Origin of the sequence: Nocardia sp. BMG51109 (assembly GCF_000526215.1) — a bacterium.
Classification (GTDB): Bacteria; Actinomycetota; Actinomycetes; order Mycobacteriales; family Mycobacteriaceae; genus Nocardia.
Genome location: NZ_JAFQ01000004.1, coordinates 3,788,868 through 3,803,528, shown reverse-complemented (window position 1 = coordinate 3,803,528; position 14,661 = coordinate 3,788,868). Strand labels below are relative to the sequence as shown.

General features: G+C 67.9%; 17 protein-coding genes. 6 read left to right on the top strand and 11 right to left on the bottom strand.

From position 1 onward, the window contains the following. Positions 1-7 precede the first annotated feature (7 nt). From bfr to D892_RS0118870, 3 genes are all read right to left on the bottom strand, one after another. Positions 8-490: a bacterioferritin gene (gene bfr / locus D892_RS0118880; RefSeq protein ID WP_024802753.1), complete on the bottom strand. Its 483-nt coding sequence runs from the start codon at positions 488-490 to the stop codon at positions 8-10. Positions 491-551: 61 nt separating this feature from the next. After that, positions 552-752 (bottom strand): bacterioferritin-associated ferredoxin, encoded by a 201-nt coding sequence (locus tag D892_RS0118875; protein ID WP_024802752.1) that lies wholly within the window; start codon positions 750-752, stop codon positions 552-554. Positions 753-973: 221 nt separating this feature from the next. Beyond that, positions 974-1,624 carry a TetR/AcrR family transcriptional regulator gene (locus tag D892_RS0118870; RefSeq protein ID WP_024802751.1) on the bottom strand — a complete coding sequence of 217 codons (651 nt, stop codon included), beginning with the start codon at positions 1,622-1,624 and terminating at the stop codon, positions 974-976. A 289-nt stretch (positions 1,625-1,913) separates the two neighbouring features. On the opposite strand from D892_RS0118870, the gene D892_RS0118865 reads away from it, so the two are divergent. From D892_RS0118865 to D892_RS0118855, 3 genes are all read left to right on the top strand, one after another. Next, positions 1,914-3,866: a hypothetical protein gene (locus tag D892_RS0118865; protein ID WP_051499779.1), complete on the top strand. Its 1,953-nt coding sequence runs from the start codon at positions 1,914-1,916 to the stop codon at positions 3,864-3,866. 252 nt (positions 3,867-4,118) lie between these two features. Beyond that, positions 4,119-4,751 (top strand): hypothetical protein, encoded by a 633-nt coding sequence (locus D892_RS0118860; protein ID WP_024802749.1) that lies wholly within the window; start codon positions 4,119-4,121, stop codon positions 4,749-4,751. After that, on the top strand, positions 4,748-5,149 hold the full coding sequence (locus D892_RS0118855; RefSeq protein ID WP_024802748.1) for a hypothetical protein: 402 nt from the start codon (positions 4,748-4,750) through the stop codon (positions 5,147-5,149). Before D892_RS0118860 ends, D892_RS0118855 begins: the two co-directional genes overlap by 4 nt. On the opposite strand, the gene D892_RS0118850 is transcribed toward D892_RS0118855, so the two are convergent. The 3 genes from D892_RS0118850 to D892_RS0118840 are packed head-to-tail and all read right to left on the bottom strand — an operon-like array spanning position 5,146 to position 8,254. Continuing rightward, positions 5,146-6,567 carry a cytochrome P450 gene (locus tag D892_RS0118850; protein ID WP_024802747.1) on the bottom strand — a complete coding sequence of 474 codons (1,422 nt, stop codon included), beginning with the start codon at positions 6,565-6,567 and terminating at the stop codon, positions 5,146-5,148. The two genes, D892_RS0118855 and D892_RS0118850, sit on opposite strands and share 4 nt — an antisense overlap. Next, entirely contained in the window at positions 6,564-7,718 is a 1,155-nt protein-coding gene (locus D892_RS0118845; protein ID WP_156959569.1) for an MAB_1171c family putative transporter, read from the bottom strand. Before D892_RS0118845 ends, D892_RS0118850 begins: the two co-directional genes overlap by 4 nt. Continuing rightward, positions 7,715-8,254: a hypothetical protein gene (locus D892_RS0118840; protein WP_232236114.1), complete on the bottom strand. Its 540-nt coding sequence runs from the start codon at positions 8,252-8,254 to the stop codon at positions 7,715-7,717. The genes D892_RS0118845 and D892_RS0118840 overlap by 4 nt, the downstream gene beginning before the upstream one ends. A 375-nt stretch (positions 8,255-8,629) precedes the next feature. Here D892_RS0118840 and D892_RS0118835 point away from each other — a divergent pair, with 375 nt between their 5' ends. Then, a complete protein-coding gene (locus D892_RS0118835; RefSeq protein WP_232236113.1) occupies positions 8,630-9,163 on the top strand; it encodes a DUF1062 domain-containing protein in 534 nt (177 codons plus the stop codon). Positions 9,164-9,296: 133 nt separating this feature from the next. Here the strand turns inward: D892_RS0118835 and D892_RS0118830 are convergent, their stop codons facing one another. Continuing rightward, positions 9,297-10,535: a hypothetical protein gene (locus tag D892_RS0118830; protein ID WP_198036926.1), complete on the bottom strand. Its 1,239-nt coding sequence runs from the start codon at positions 10,533-10,535 to the stop codon at positions 9,297-9,299. A 94-nt stretch (positions 10,536-10,629) separates the two neighbouring features. Here D892_RS0118830 and D892_RS0118825 point away from each other — a divergent pair, with 94 nt between their 5' ends. Together D892_RS0118825 and D892_RS45280 are read left to right on the top strand one after the other, a co-directional pair. Next, positions 10,630-11,340, top strand: coding sequence for a TetR/AcrR family transcriptional regulator (locus D892_RS0118825; protein ID WP_024802742.1), 711 nt, complete (start codon positions 10,630-10,632; stop codon positions 11,338-11,340). A 103-nt stretch (positions 11,341-11,443) separates the two neighbouring features. Beyond that, a complete protein-coding gene (locus D892_RS45280) occupies positions 11,444-11,881 on the top strand; it encodes an NUDIX hydrolase (RefSeq protein ID WP_084161119.1) in 438 nt (145 codons plus the stop codon). Here D892_RS45280 and D892_RS0118820 read toward each other — a convergent pair. The 4 genes from D892_RS0118820 to D892_RS0118805 all read right to left on the bottom strand — a co-directional run bounded on the left by D892_RS0118820 (position 11,809) and on the right by D892_RS0118805 (position 14,271). Further along, positions 11,809-12,207, bottom strand: coding sequence for a PPOX class F420-dependent oxidoreductase (locus D892_RS0118820; protein WP_024802741.1), 399 nt, complete (start codon positions 12,205-12,207; stop codon positions 11,809-11,811). The genes D892_RS45280 and D892_RS0118820 overlap by 73 nt on opposite strands. Before the next feature lie 59 nt (positions 12,208-12,266). After that, entirely contained in the window at positions 12,267-12,743 is a 477-nt protein-coding gene (locus tag D892_RS0118815) for a hypothetical protein (RefSeq protein WP_024802740.1), read from the bottom strand. 542 nt (positions 12,744-13,285) lie between these two features. Next, positions 13,286-13,627 (bottom strand): hypothetical protein, encoded by a 342-nt coding sequence (locus tag D892_RS0118810; protein WP_156959568.1) that lies wholly within the window; start codon positions 13,625-13,627, stop codon positions 13,286-13,288. Then, positions 13,624-14,271 carry a LysM peptidoglycan-binding domain-containing protein gene (locus tag D892_RS0118805; protein ID WP_024802738.1) on the bottom strand — a complete coding sequence of 216 codons (648 nt, stop codon included), beginning with the start codon at positions 14,269-14,271 and terminating at the stop codon, positions 13,624-13,626. The genes D892_RS0118810 and D892_RS0118805 overlap by 4 nt, the downstream gene beginning before the upstream one ends. Between the last annotated feature and the right edge of the window lie 390 nt (positions 14,272-14,661).

The window sequence follows — 14,661 nt, the reverse complement described above, 5'->3', positions numbered from 1 at the left end:
GGAACGGTCAGTCTCCCTCTGGGGTGTCCGTGAAGCGCTGGAGGTACAGCGGCTCGCCGAGCCTGTCGAGCAGCTCGAGTTCGGTCTCGAGATAGTCGACGTGCTGCTCCTCGTCCTCCAGAATGGTTTCGAAGATGCGGGCCGAGGTCACGTCGCCGCGGGAGCGCATCAGCTCGATGCCGCCGCGCAGCCGGGTCGCCGCCTCCATCTCGATCTGCAGGTCGGCCCGCAACTGCTCGGGCACGGACTGGCCGATCCGCAGCGGGTTGAGCCGCTGGTAGTTGGGCAGCCCCTCGAGGAAGAGGATGCGGTCGGTGAGGATCTCCGCATGCTTCATCTCGTCGATGGACTCGTAACGGGTGTGCTTGGCGAGTTTGGTGAAACCCCAGTTCTCCTGCATCTTGGCATGCAGGAAGTACTGGTTGATCGCCGTGAGTTCGGCCGTCAACTGCTCGTTGAGCAGCCCGATGATTTCCTGGTCGCCTTCCATAGCTGTGAATGGTGTCACAGCGCGCGACGGGCGGACCTGTTAGGCAGCCCTGAGTTGCTGGTCAGGCGGCCGGAGCCTCCGCAACCCCGGCCGAATCCGGCGCCTGAGCCCGCCCGATCACCTCCGCCAGCCGGGCGGTGCACGAGCCGCAGCCCGGCTTCCAGCCGCAGGCCTGCTTGACCTGCCGCGTCGAGCAGGCACCGGCGGCTACACAGCTGTGCACGTCTTTCTCCGAGACGGCGTTGCAGATACAGACGTACACGGTGGGCCTCGATCACGCAGGAACAAATCCGGCGAGGTTAGCCTCGTCTCAACAAGGTAAGCCTCCCCTAAGGTATAGCATCCCGACACTCGGGCCTGTCAATAGGCCGGCCGCGCACGAAGGAATCAGACCCGGACCAGCCGAGCAACGGCCCCCGCTCCGACTTCGTACCGGGCCGGTCCCTCACCGGCCGCTGTCCGGGCGGAACCTATTGGGGCACATCATATTCCGGTATTCGGGTCGAGGAGGTGGTCGCGGACCCGCATCCAGTTCTGTCCGGTGAGGCGGCGGAAGGCGGCGACGACTAGGTCGGCGAGGGGGACGCTCGGGTCGATCAGCCACTGCGCTTGCAGCCCGTCCCAGGTCGCGAGGAACTGGCGGGCGACGTCGGCCGGATCCAGTCCGGGGTGGGCGGCGCCGGCGGCCTGCCGGTGGCGGACGAGTTCGGCGTAGGTGTCGACGGCCCGGGCGTAGTGGTAGGCGAAGTACTCGCGGGCCGGATGGCCGGGAGTGGTCGCCTGCGCGGCGAGCACCGCGTAGAGGCGCGGGATGTTCGCCGGCGGCGCCCAGTCGCCGAGGAAGGCGTGCAGGTTCTCCGGCAGGTTCTCGGCCACCTCGATCAGCGCCGGCAGGGGCGCCGCCGCGGTGTCGGCGGCATGGGCGAGGGCCGCGACCAGCAGGTGGTCCCTGGTGGGGAAGTGGTAGAGCACGGTGGCCTCGCTGGTCGCGCTGCGTTCGGCGACCTCGGCGGTGGTGACCTTGTCGTGCCCCTTGTCCACCACGATGTCGAATACCGCCGCCGCGATCTCCGCCCGCCGCTGGGCGCTGCGCGCGTACGGGCCCCGCGTCCCGCGTTCACCGGTGGTGGGCATGCGCAGACCCTATCCTGCGCCAATACTGAGTACCAAATAGTTTTGGTGGGGTCGGATCGGCAATCTATCGGGCGATCAGCCAGAGAACCCTCTCCAATGCTAATGTCTGCTCGTGTTTGGACGACGCGATAGGCGAGTGACCAACCGGCTGCACGACCCCGACAACCCGACGCCGACCCGGCATCGGCCATCGGGCGCGACCGGCAGGACTCGGCGCTCGCATCGCGCCGGGCCCATACGCTCGATACCGCGACTCCTCACCGGCGGATTGGCCACGGCACTCGGCGCGATGTCCCTGCCGGCCGCTCCGGCGGCAGCCCAACCACCGGAGATCTGCGCCCCGCTGTGGATCACGGCCGACTGCCTCGACCTCGAGTACGCCGATCCGGTGATCGACCGCGCGGAGGACCGGCCCGACCCCGTGCCACATCACCGGGTATCCGGGCATTTTCAGGGGACCGACAAGAGGTTCACCATCGCCCTCCCCCCGAAACAGCAGTTCCAGGGCCGATTCTTCCAGCACGTCTATCCGTTGACCGACGAGAATCCGACCGGCGACGACGTCGCCTTCGGCGCGGACAGCGGCGCCTATACCGTACAGACCAACGGCGGCAGCGGATTCCGGGCCGACGCGGCCGCGGCCAAGTTCGCCGAGCGGGTGGCCGCCGACCACTACGGCTGGACCGGACGAATCTACGGCTACGTCTGGGGCGGCAGCGGCGGCTCCTACCAGACCCTCGGCGCCGCCGAGAACAGCACCGGGGTCTGGGACGGCGCGGTCCCCTATATCGTCGGCGTCCCGACGTCGATTCCCAGCAACTTCTTCATCCGGGCGCTGGCCCGACTCGTCCTGCAGGACAAGGCCACCCAGATCGCGGACGCCGTGGCTCCCGGCGGCAGCGGCGACCCGTACGCCGACCTCGACGACACCGAACGCGCGGTGCTGACCGAGGTGACGAATATGGGTGTGCCCCTGCGGTCCTGGGAGGACTACCCCTACGTCCTGGGCCTGACCGACTCGCAAGCCTACGGGCTCCTCGGATTCGGCGATCAGGTGCGCACCATCGATCCCGGCTATGCCGACGACTTCTGGAGCAAGCCGGGCTATCTCGGCACCGACCCGTCGCCGCTGGGTGATCTCTTCCGGGCCGCCCGCGTCGACCAGCTCGCCACCGTCACCCAGGTCGAGCGCGACGCACAAGACAACCCGACGCGACTGCTCCTGGACGCCGCGCCCGCCAACCCGAGGAGCACGCCGCTGGATATCGCGCTGTCCGCGCCCGACGGCGCCACCGGCGGAACCGTCTCGGGCACAGTCGATCCGGCCACCCGCACCATCACCCTCACGCCGGGCACCGCGCCCGAAGTCCTGCAATCCCTCGACGCCGGCGCCACCGTGCGCATCGACAACCGCTGGCCACTGGCATTGACCGCCTATCCGCGCCACCAAGTGCCGCCCACACCGGGATTCGCCGCCTTCGACCAGTACCGCGGCCCCGACGGACAACCGCTCCACCCGCAGCGTCCCATCCCGATGGGGCCGGCCATCTCCACCGCGGTCTCGGGCGGCGGCACCCACACCGGCCACATCAACGGCAAGGTCATCGCGGTCTGCAACCTGCTCGACAGCGATGCCTTTCCCTGGGACGGCGACTGGTATCGCGGCCGGGTCCGGCACGCACTCGGCGGCACTGCCGACGACAGTTTCCGCCTCTGGTACAACGACAACGCCGACCACATCGCCCCCGGCCGCACCGACCGGCTCGTCGACTACACCGGCATCCTCCAGCAGGCGCTCCGCGACGTCAGCGCCTGGGCCGAAACCGGAAGTCCCCCGGCGCCTTCCACCAACTATCAGGTGCACGACAATCAGATCACCGTCCCCGCCGCGGCCGACGAGCGTCACGGCATCCAACCGGTCGTCGACCTGACCGCCGATGGCACCGACCATCTCGAGGTACCCGCCGGAACATCCGTCACCCTGCACGCCACGATCCGGACCCCACCGGGCACGGGACCGATCGTGCGCACCGACTGGAACCCCACCGGCACAGGCGAATTCGTCACCGAACCACTGCCGGGCCCGCCGGCCGACACCCTCGAGGCGACGCACACGGTCACCTACGACACCCCCGGCACCTACTTCCCCGAACTCCGCGCCACCGCCCAGCGCGACGGCGACCCGAACACCCCGTACGCCACCGTGCACAACCTCGGGCGGGTCCGCATCACCGTGCGCTGACCGGAACCGGCGGCCCGATACCGACAAAACGGACACCGGGTGGTCGGCTGCCCCCTTCGCAGTCGACCACCCGGCGTGTACGAAAATCATACGAAAATTTCGCCGAAGATCAAGTGCCTAGTACGCACCGGACAGTTCTCCTACGGTGTCCAGCAGCTACTTCCCTGTACTACGATCGATCACCAGGTTGCAGATTTTCGTATTACTATGAAAATGGTATCTGTTACTGGTCGTCCTCCCTAAGGTGTCTGGATGGATAACGCCCCTGCGGCGCGGCTGGCCGATGCGGTAGCCGCGCGGATGGCGAAGCTGCACCGGTCGCGGCGCCAGGTGCATCTGCGCGGCGGGCCCACCGAACCGACGATGCTGAAGATCGAACGCGCCGAGGCGCAGGGACTCACCTCGAAGACGCTGCGGAAGCTCAACGCCGGGCTGGACTGGGCGGCGGGGTCGGCGGAGAACGTCTACTTCGCCGCGGGCAACCCCACCGAACTGCCGCACCGGTCCGGGATCGCCGTCGGCCCGCCGGGCGTGTTCGCCGACGTCGAGACCATCACCGCGCTGATCGTGGCCGCCCAGGAGATCGGCGACCTCGCCGAAGCCGAGAGCCCCGCCATGCGGGCCGCGGCCGACCGGCTGCACACCGCCGTCCAGCCGCTGTACGCGCGGTTCGTCACCCAGCTGCTGGAGTCGAACCGCCGGCAGGGCGGCGCGCTGGGACCATTGATGACGGTGCTGGGCCCGTTCCTGGACCGGCCGCTCGACCCGGCCCGCGACGACGAAGAGGAAGGACTGTATCGGCGGTGGTTGGCAGGGATGCGCCCGGACATCGACGAGTCGACGAGGACGAGGTTCGAGACCAGACTCGCGGAGGCAAGCACATGAGACTGTCCCCGGCGCAGCGCGTCGACCTCCTCTTCCGCGCTCTGCACGGCCCCGGTGAGGACGAACTCACCGTCGAGTTCGTCGCCGCCGCACTCGAGGATCAGGGTATCGAGGTGTCGGCCGCCCGGCTGGCAGCGGTGCGCGACGGCACCGAGAGTGCGCCGCCGCATACGTTATTGGTCTCGCTCGCCGAATACTTCAGTCAGGCGCCGTGGTACCTGACCGACCCGGGAGACGCGCCCCGGGTCGTCGACGCCTACAGCCAGTTGGATCTGCTTCGGGCACTGCGGGATGCCGGTGTACAGCGAGTCCGCCTGCGCGGCCGCCCCGGCACCGCCGACCGGCAGTCGCTGACCGAATCGCTCGGCGCCCGAACGGATTCCGATACCGATCGCTAGCCGCGTCGAGATACCTTCAGGCGCAACCGGTCCGGCTTCAAGGTGATCGTCTCCTTGACCGTCAGCCGGTAGTCCGGATCGGGAATCAGGTCGTAGTTGCGCAGGATGGTGGCCAGCACGAGCACGATCTCGTGGTAGGCGAACTGGCGGCCGATGCAGGCGCGCATCCCCACCCCGAACGGCCGGTACAGCTCGGGGTGCCGGGACCGGACGCGTTCGGGCAGAAAACGATCGGGGTCGAACCGCTCGGGATCCGCACCCCACAGCCGGTGGCGATGCAGTTGCAGCAGCACGATGAACACCCACTCCCCCTGCTCGAAGGGGTACTTGCCGCCCAGCACGGTGTCCTCGCGGGCCTTGCGGAAATAGCCCGGCGCCGTAGGCCACAGGCGCAGCGATTCGTCGACGATGCGGCGGACGTAGCGCAGCTTGGCCACCTGGCCGAACTCCAGCTCGTCACCCGTCCACACCTCGTCGATCTCCCGCCGGGCCCGCTCGGCGATCTCGGGGTCGACCGACAGATAGTGCAGCGCGAACGCCAGTACCCCGGCCGAGGTCTCGTGCCCGGCGGCGAGGAAGGTCAGGATCTGGTGCCGGATGTTCCGCGCGTCCAGGCGCTGACCGGTCTCCGGATCGTCCGCCGTCAGCATGCGGTCCAGCAGGTCGCCGTGCTCGCCGGCGCCTGCGCGCTGCCGCTGCGCGATGACGGCGTCCACTTCCCGGTTGACGAACTCGATATCGGCGCGATGCCGGGCGCGCTCCTTGCGGAACACGGTGCGTTCCACCAGCGGATGCGAGTACGCCGACCGATTGACGTAGGTGAGTATCCGCAGCATCGCCGCCACGATCGGGTGCTCGTCGGTGCGCGCGAAAGAGTCGAAGCCGTAACCGAATCCGGTGCGCCCGATGACCTCCAGAGCAACCTTGTTGGTATCACCGGGAATATCGATCCACTCGCCGCCCCGCCCCGCCCAATGGTCGATCAGTTCGCCGACGCAGGCCCGCATGGTGTCGTGGTAGGTCTTCATGGCGGCCGCGGTGAACGACGGCGCCAGGATCGCGTGCGCCTTCGCCCAGTTCGGCTCGCTGTTGTGCGCGGTGAACAACCCGTCGCGGACCACCGAGCGCAGGTCGCGGATCGGGACGCCGAGGAACTTCGCCCACTTCCGGTCGTCGTTGATCTCGCGCAGCAGTTCGGGCGAACTCACGTAGGTCACCCGGGCGCCGAAGATGTTGCGCTCGTAGATGTCTCCGTACTTCTGCGCGCCGCGCATCCCCCACTGGCTCGAATCGGTGACGTGCAGGTCCCAGACGTCGCCGAGGATCGGTAGCCGATACGGCGGATGCGGCAGCACCCGGTCGGCGGCTCGGATCCGGTCCGTGGTCGGTGTCGTCGAGGTCGGTGTCGTCGGGGTCATCGTGCGCTGTCTCCGTCCAGTGCGGGAATGGCTTCCGGGTAGCGCTGCGCATCGTGCCAGTGGGCGGCGATCCTGCGCAGTGCTCGTGTTTCGTCGAGTACGTCGCGGCCCGGCGCGGACGCCTGCAACCGCAGGTATTGTCCGGGCGGCGCACCGGATCGCTTGCGCCGCAACGCCCGGACGATCTGTACCGCCTCCGCGCCCGCCGTGCCGTCGGGGGTGGGCTCGGCATAGCGGCCGAGAACCAGTAGCGCGTCGCGGATCTCGACGGTCATCCGATGCACGCGCCGGCGCGGATCCGCCGGTGTGTCCGAGCGCGCGGGTCGCGGGATCTCCGGGCACGCCTCGACCAGGGCCTCCCACATGGGCGCGAGCCGGCGCACGGCCCGCGAGGCCGGATCGATCCGCAGCCGGCGCGCGGATTCGGCGACGACGCCGGCCGCCGCGACCACCGCGCCGCAGGCGAGGAGGTAGATGTAGTTGTTTTCGTTTGCCTGGAAACGGAATTCGACGAACCCGCGGCCGGTGCCGGTCGACGCGCACATCGCACTCACGAAGATCGATACCGCTTCCTCCAGCGCCCACGCGCCGACTATCGAGATCATCAGGTAGGTCAGGCGATGCGTCGGACGCAGCTCCCCCGCCCGCAACTCCCTGACGCTCGTGAACAACATCAACGCGCCGGTCGCACCGCACCACACGGAGAAGAACGCGAAATAGACCGGGGTCTGCCAGCCTTCGGTGCGATCGATGTACTGCCCCAGCGACCGGGCGTGCGTGCCGACGGCCACCATCGCCAGGCCCGACGCGTACGCGCTCGCCCACACCGGGCGCCAGAGGGCGCCCTGCCGCATCGACCAGCGCTCCGACCACGAGATCGCCAGCAGGCACAGCGGCGCGAACGTCAGGACCATCACCACCGTCGAGAGCTGCCGAGTGAATCCGACCGACAAGAGGCCCAGGTCGGCGAGCCCGTCCTGCACCGCCCGCTCCCGCAGCAGCCCCGACGCCGTCCCGAGCAGCAACCCGTAGGTGACCAGCCGTTCGCTCGACCGCGCCCGGCCCGGCAGCCACCACAACCGCAGCACCGCCGCCACCAGGCAGAACACGAGGATCCCCCAGGCGACCGGCGCCGGCGCGGAGGACGTCACGAGTCTCCCCAGAACGACCGCATCGGCCGGCTCGCCCGCCACCGCGACGTGCTCGACAGCAGCAGATCCGCGAAGAGTTCGGCCTCGTCCTCCTGGTAGTCGGCGAAATCCGAGCGGCCCAGCACCCGCCGGATCGTATCCGGGTCGATATCCGGTAAGAGCTGCTGTAAGCCCGTCAGGCCGTCCGACCCCGCGTCGTGATCGAGCACCATGTGCCCGGCCTCGTGCGCGATGATCTGATCGACATGGAAATCCGTCGTTCCCGCCGCATACGCGATCACATCGGACACGTCGGTATCCAGCCACAACCCGCACGGAGTCCCGCGCGCCGGCCCCCACACGCCGGGCATATCGACCGACTCGATCGGCATCAGCCGAATCGGCCGCCCCCGCCAGTCCCCCAACGCCTCCAGAAACCTCTCCCGGTTCCACGGTGTGGGGACCAGGTGCGCGATCGCCGCCCGCCCCTCGAGCACCCGCCGCGCCGAATCATCCACCATCAGCAGCCACAGCGTTTCCGGTCCCCTCCTGGCCACCCACCGACTGTCGGTCAAGTGAGCAATACATCGCAGCCGATGATACCCATCGGGGTACCGAGGGGCGGCCACCGATACGACGAGCCGGGGGCCTACGTCTTCCACGGCTCGGTCACCGTAGCCGCGGTCCGGCTCTGGCTTCGTCCATGTTCCGCCGGATGGAGCCTGGCGGTGAGGCGCTCGAAAACCGGTGGCGCAGCGTCGCTGTGCGCCATTACCGTACTGCCGATCCAAGTCGTCCAGTCGAGGATGTGCCGTTGTACACCCTGTGAGACCTCCCGAGCAGTGATTCGTCGCGCGTCGCGCATGTGCGTCGCGCTGTTTTCGCTGCGGACTTCTCACTGAAACGGGTGTACTTCTATGCTCACAAACTGGGTGGTCGTGCCCACCTGCCTGCCGCTGGTTCGCCGCCGGTGCCACGCGTGCGCGTCCGAGCGTTTCCGGGCAAGCGGCAAATTTCGCGTCAACGCACACCACAAGCTCATCGACGTCTGGCTCCTCGCACGCTGTACCGCTTGCGGCGACACTGCAAAGTTCACGGTCCTGGAGCGGGTGAATGTGTGTTCCGTACGACCTGAGCTGCTGGACCGGCTGCACGACAACGACCCTGCCCTGACAGCTGAGCTGCTCCAGGACCCGGTCGTGCAGCACCGTGCTCGCATCGCCCTCGACTGGGACAACGCCTGGCGCCTCGACACCGGCGGATCGGATCACCTGGACCACGAGGCGATCGACGTCTCGGTCCGCTTCGAGGCACGGATCCCTGTCCGGCCGGTGCGACTGATCGCTGCGGGTTTCGGTCTTTCGCGAGCCGAGGTCGAGAGACTGATCGAAGAAGGGAAACTTGTTTCGGCAATCCGGCTGAGCGGCAAGCGCTCCAGCGACTTCACCTTCACGCTCAAACGCTGAGCCCTCCTCGGGGTCACGGGACTGTCCGGCGCCATCTGCCGGACAGTCCCCGGTCCGCCGAACCGCAACGTCCGCACATGCCGCTGGGCGATCCATCGGCCCCTCGCGTGGTGCGGACACGCCGACGGGCGCGTTATGTCGTCCCGGCTTCCAGGTCGGCGGGGAGTAGCTGCTCGGTGAGCAGGCGGCGGACTCGCAGGGAGCGGTCCGGGGTGTCCAGCCAGGTGCGCAGGAGGCGCCAGCCGTGGTAGTAGCCGAGCAGGTACACGGCCATGCCCGGTGCCCGTATCGAGCCGAAAGCGGCGGCGACCTCGTCCTCGCTGTACAGCGCCCATCGTGTCAGGTAGGCGGCCAGTTCGGAGTCGGGGCGGCCCTCGGCCGCCAGGAAGGCCGCGTTGGCCCAGACACCCCACAGCACGTTCTTGACGTCGTGAATGGTGGCGAAGTCGCTGCCGTCGGACGGAATGCCTTCGGCGGCAAGGATATTGCCGGTCAGCCAGGCTTGCGCCTCGTCACCGGGGAAGATGATGGACTCGGCGTGCAGGCCCAGGCCCTCGCCGAGGGCGAACGACGGCGACACCATGAACCGCACCTGCTGGTCGAGGCGACCTTGCTGCTCGACGAGGTGGATCTGTTTGAGCACCGCCTCGGCGATGTGTCCGGGATGGCACTCGTGGGCGACCAGATACAGCAGGTCGGCGAGGTTGAACGGGATGTCGGTGTTGATGTGCAGGGTCGACTTCCGCCCGCCCTCGTAGGCTCCCGCGCCCCAGAAGTGCGTACCGGTCACCAGCATGCAGTCGACGACCTCGTCCGGTGGTAGCGGGATGATGGTGGAATCGGTGCGGGCGCGCGCCTCGGTGACGGCTTCGTCGACCATCGACGGCAGGTGTCGCCGCACCCGGTCCGCGGGCAGGGTGTGCGCGGCCTGCCAGGCGTGCAGCCGATCGGTCAGCGATCCGCCACCCGCGGGCAGGGCGGTGTCGAGCCGGTCGTGCGCGTGCTCGAACCGCGTCTCCGGCACCCAGCCCACCGTCATCCCCAGGCACTCGCGGGCGTAGTCGGCCAGCGGCTTCTCCTCGCCGTTCCCCTGCCGTGCCACCGCGCGCATCGCCCGGATCTGCGCGGCCAGATAACGGGAGCGCGGCGGCTCGAAGGGAAGCGTTTCCAACAGGCTGTCGGCGTCGTCGGCCAGTTTCCCGGCCGGGACCGGCATTTCGGCGGCGACCTGCTCGCTCCACTGCCGCGGCCCCTGATAGATGAGCACGGTTCCCCCGGTGTCACCGGTCACCTGCCGATCGAGGCGCAGTGCCAGCAGCGCGTAGTCGCGCATCCATTCCTGTTCGGGCGTAGTCATCTCGGGCGTAGTCATCGTCGTCTCCTTGCACAGCTCGTACGGCCCGGCCGGTTCTCACGGTTAAGCTATCTGTACGTTTTTTCGTACAGTGCACGAAGGAAGTGCCGGGATGCCGCCGCCACCTCGCGCCGTCTGGCTGCGCGACCAGGGACCTGCCCGCAAGCCCCGGCTGTCGCGGGAACGAATCGTCGCCGCCGCGGTGGATCTGCTGGACGCCGAGGGGGTGGGCGGATTCTCCATGCGCCGGTTGGCCGCCCGGCTGAACGCCGGCACGATGTCGCTGTACGCCTACGTGGCCACCAAGGAAGACGTGCTCGACCTCGCTCTGGACGCCGCGATCGCCGAAATCGACCTGGACCCGCCGGACACCGAAACCGACACCGCCGGGAATTCCTGGCGGGACTTCCTCGCCCGACAGCTGTCACAAAGCCGCGAGGTCATGCGGCGACACCCCTGGGTCCCGGCCCTGACCGGCACTCGCCCGCTGCTCGGACCCAACGCTCTCGCCCGCTCCGAACGCTTCTACACCGCGCTCGGCCGGGCCGGACTCACCGGGCCGCCGCTGCTGGCGGCCGTGGCCGCCCTGAGCTACTACGTCAACGGGTTCGTCGCCTCCGAAAACGTCTGGCGAACCACGATCAGCGATCCCGACGACGAACGCGAGTTGCGCCGCGACGCCCGAGCACACATCGAGCAGCAGGCCGGCGACTACCCGACGCTGTCCGCCCACGCCCAGCTCGAGTACTCCGATTTCGACGAATCGTTCGCCCTCGGCCTGAAGATCATCCTCGACGGAATCGAAGCCCAGCTTCCGAAATGACCACGGCCACACCGTCGAAGACATCGACGACATCCTCGACCGCTTGCGGCCGCAGACTTCTGCCTCGCCTGGCGATTCGAGCGTCCGGGATAAGGTTCAGTGGGTGAGTTTCAGGATCGCGGCGTATGGCGTCTGCTTCGAACAGGGCCGGGTGTTGCTTGCTCGCCATGTGGCCGAAGGCGGCGAGACCACCTGGACGCTTCCGGATGGTGGGGTCGAGCACACAGAAGACCCCTTCGATGCGGTGACCCGGGAGCTGCACGAGGAGACCGGCTACGAAGGGGTCGTCGAACGCCTGCTGGGCGTGGATTCCAGGGTGATCCCGGCAGCTGTCGCCCGTGCGGGAGTCGAGCATCAGAACGTTGGGATCTTCTACCGCGTCCGCGTCACGGGCGGTCGGATCAGTACCGCCACTTCGGAAGCGCAGGAACGATCGGATCGCCCACGAAAGAAGGGAGGGATGCCCGACTACTCGGCGCCGCGACTGGTGAAGTCGAAGGATCCGCCATCGATGCCCCAGGAGATGATCCGTTCGGGGTGAATTCGGATGACCGCGCGTTCCTGGGGTTGGAACGGTGGCTCCTCGTCCTCGAGCGCCTCGGCCGTGCCGCGTACCTCGATGCCGCGAATCACATAGGGTTCCAAGGAAACCTGTTGGTCGACGACGAACGACACCCGGCTGCCCGCCTCGACGTTGCGGTACTTTCGAGTGGTACGCATCCGTATACCCCCGATGTCGATCGTGCCGTCGGCGTTCACGCGATAGCTGGTCGGGTTGTTCTGCACAACTCCGTCGGGCGACATCGTGGCCAGCCGACCGATCCCGGCCTCTGCCAGAAACCGCTGTTCATTGATGGTGAAGGTCATGTCGGTTACTCCTCGGTGAATTCGATATCAGGTGTGCCCCCGGCGAATCAGCCGGAAGTTCAGAACAGGATCAGCGCGGCGCACAGTCCGGCAACGGCAATGAACTGCAGGGTGATCCGGTACTTCAGAATGCTGTCCCACTTGTCCTGCAGCGCACGGGCATCGGCCGGAATGATGCCGCTCTGCGCAGCGGCGGTCTGCTGGGAATTGATCGGCTTGGCGATGCGGACGTAGAAGGCGAGCCAGGTCAGCAGCGCCGCCACCGTGGTCCCCGCCGCGATTGCGGCGCCGATCTGCCCGGCCCACAGCGCGATCAGCAACGTGAGCACTGCGGCGACCAGACCGCCCGCACCGATCACCGGCATACGTTTATCGCCGTAATAGTGACCCCATCCCGCACTCACGGTCACGGTCGCATCATCGAGCTTGCGGTATACGGACCGGAAGATCACGGCCGCGCAGACATCGGTGCCATAGACGACGGCATTGGCGAGAACGGCGACGGCGGCAACGATCTGGCCGGTGACAACGAGCATTTCGGCTTCCCTCTCCTGAATACTAGCTGCGCTAGAATATAAAGCAACGGTAACACTCGTTCGCTAGCTTGTCTAGCGTTGCTATGTTTCAGGCGTTACCGCAGGATCGCGCTCGGATCAGCAAGCCGCACCTGCCCGTTCCGGCCGAGCGGACGCCGTCGCCCCGGCAAGCCGCTCACCGACGCCGGCAGACCTTCGACCTGCTGATCCCACTGGGTCGCCCAGGCCCACCGGCCGATCCCGGATCTGAACGGCACCGACCAGGAACCAATGCTTTTCGCCTCTCGCACAACTCCGCCCAGACTTCCTGACAGTCAGCCGTCCAGCCGCGTCGTGCTGCCCGTGCAGGTTCGAGCGCGCTGGACTACGCAGGGGCGCAGCGGAATTCAACCGGTCCGGGGCGCCGAATCGACCGCGACCCGTGATGTGTCGCCAGGTCGTCATCCACCTATCAGTGTTCGACCACGCCGATCGGCCCGACGACCTTCGCGCACACACCCAGTTCCTCCTGGAGTTCGACGTCGAGTGCCGCGCGGCGGGGGTCAGATCAGTTGCAGTTCCTCTATGCGGGCGTCGATCGTTCTCGCGGCGGCGGATCCTGGAGCCCGGACGTGAATGAGCGTGCGGGCGCTCTGCAGTTGTCCGGACAGCCGTGTCGACCCGTTTGCCGTCTCGTTCTCGGCACCCTTCAGAATCGCCTCGAGTCCGGCGTCCACATCCCCGGCGTCGACGTGGATCGTGCCGAGCAGAATATGGGACGCTGCGCGGTCTCGCACGGCTTGGAGGCGTAGCGAGTCGGCGGCAGCGCCGATCGCCGCACAGATCGCGGCGCGGACGTGCGGGCGTAGTGGGTGCTCCACCGGCGGCGCCGCTACCGAAATCACGAGGGGAAGTGGAGCACCTGGCCGGAGAAGAGCGTGTCGGGGCGATCGACGTAGTTCGCCGCAGCCGCCACCCCGATCCGGGTGTCCGGATCCGCGGGGCCGTACTCCTCGCTGCACAGGGTCCGCAGGGTGTCGCCCGCGACGGTGCGGCGGCGGTTGAGGCCGGGGCGGATGAGCACTCGGCCGGGGGCCGGTTCGGCGCCCGCGGGCAGGTGGTTCGCCAGCTGGATCAGCAGGGCGAGGTGATCGTCGCCGTACCAGCGGGCGGCCAGGCCGGCGAGGGTCTCCCCCTCGATCACCGTATGGTGACCGACGTCGGCCAGTTCCGGCATGTGCAACCACGCGCCCGGCTGTATCTCGCGTTGCGCCACGCCGCTGACGGTCTCCCAGATCAGCTGGACCTCGGTGTCCTCGGTGCCGTAGTAGCGCTGGGTGATCTGCTTGCGCGCCGCCGGGCTATCGGTGGTGGCGGCGAGGTGCCGCCTGGTGATGTAGGGGATCAGGAGTTCCTGTCCGACATCGATCGAATCCGGGTCGGGGAGATGGTTCTGACGCGCGATCGCAGGAAACAGACCACCGTCTCCGTACTCGCGATGCGCTATCCCCGAGAGCGTGTCGCCGGGTTGCACTGCGTACTTCTTCATTTCTCCGCCTTTGCGAGACAGCCGGCAACCGGTGCCGTGGATGTCGATTCCGGGAGTTGCCCCCGCACACATGCCCGGCACGGATCGTTTCCGCACTGTCGAATGCTCGTCGCGATCGGCCGCCCGAGCACGCGTAGGCGACTACTCGACCTGCCTCTTGCGCCTTCCCCTCGATGAGTGCCGCGATCCGCCGATCGACGCGCCACCGCACGGGGAATGCCATGTGCAGCAGGCTGATTCAGGTCCGGACGACCCGCCTCGGAGGGAAAGGCAATCGCCTTCTCCGATCGGAATGCGGATCAACAGCCGACGCGCAGTACGCGGTCGGGTACCTGCGCCCGCGCGATACCACGAAGGGCGGAGGAACCGGCGCGGGACCCGCCCACGCGG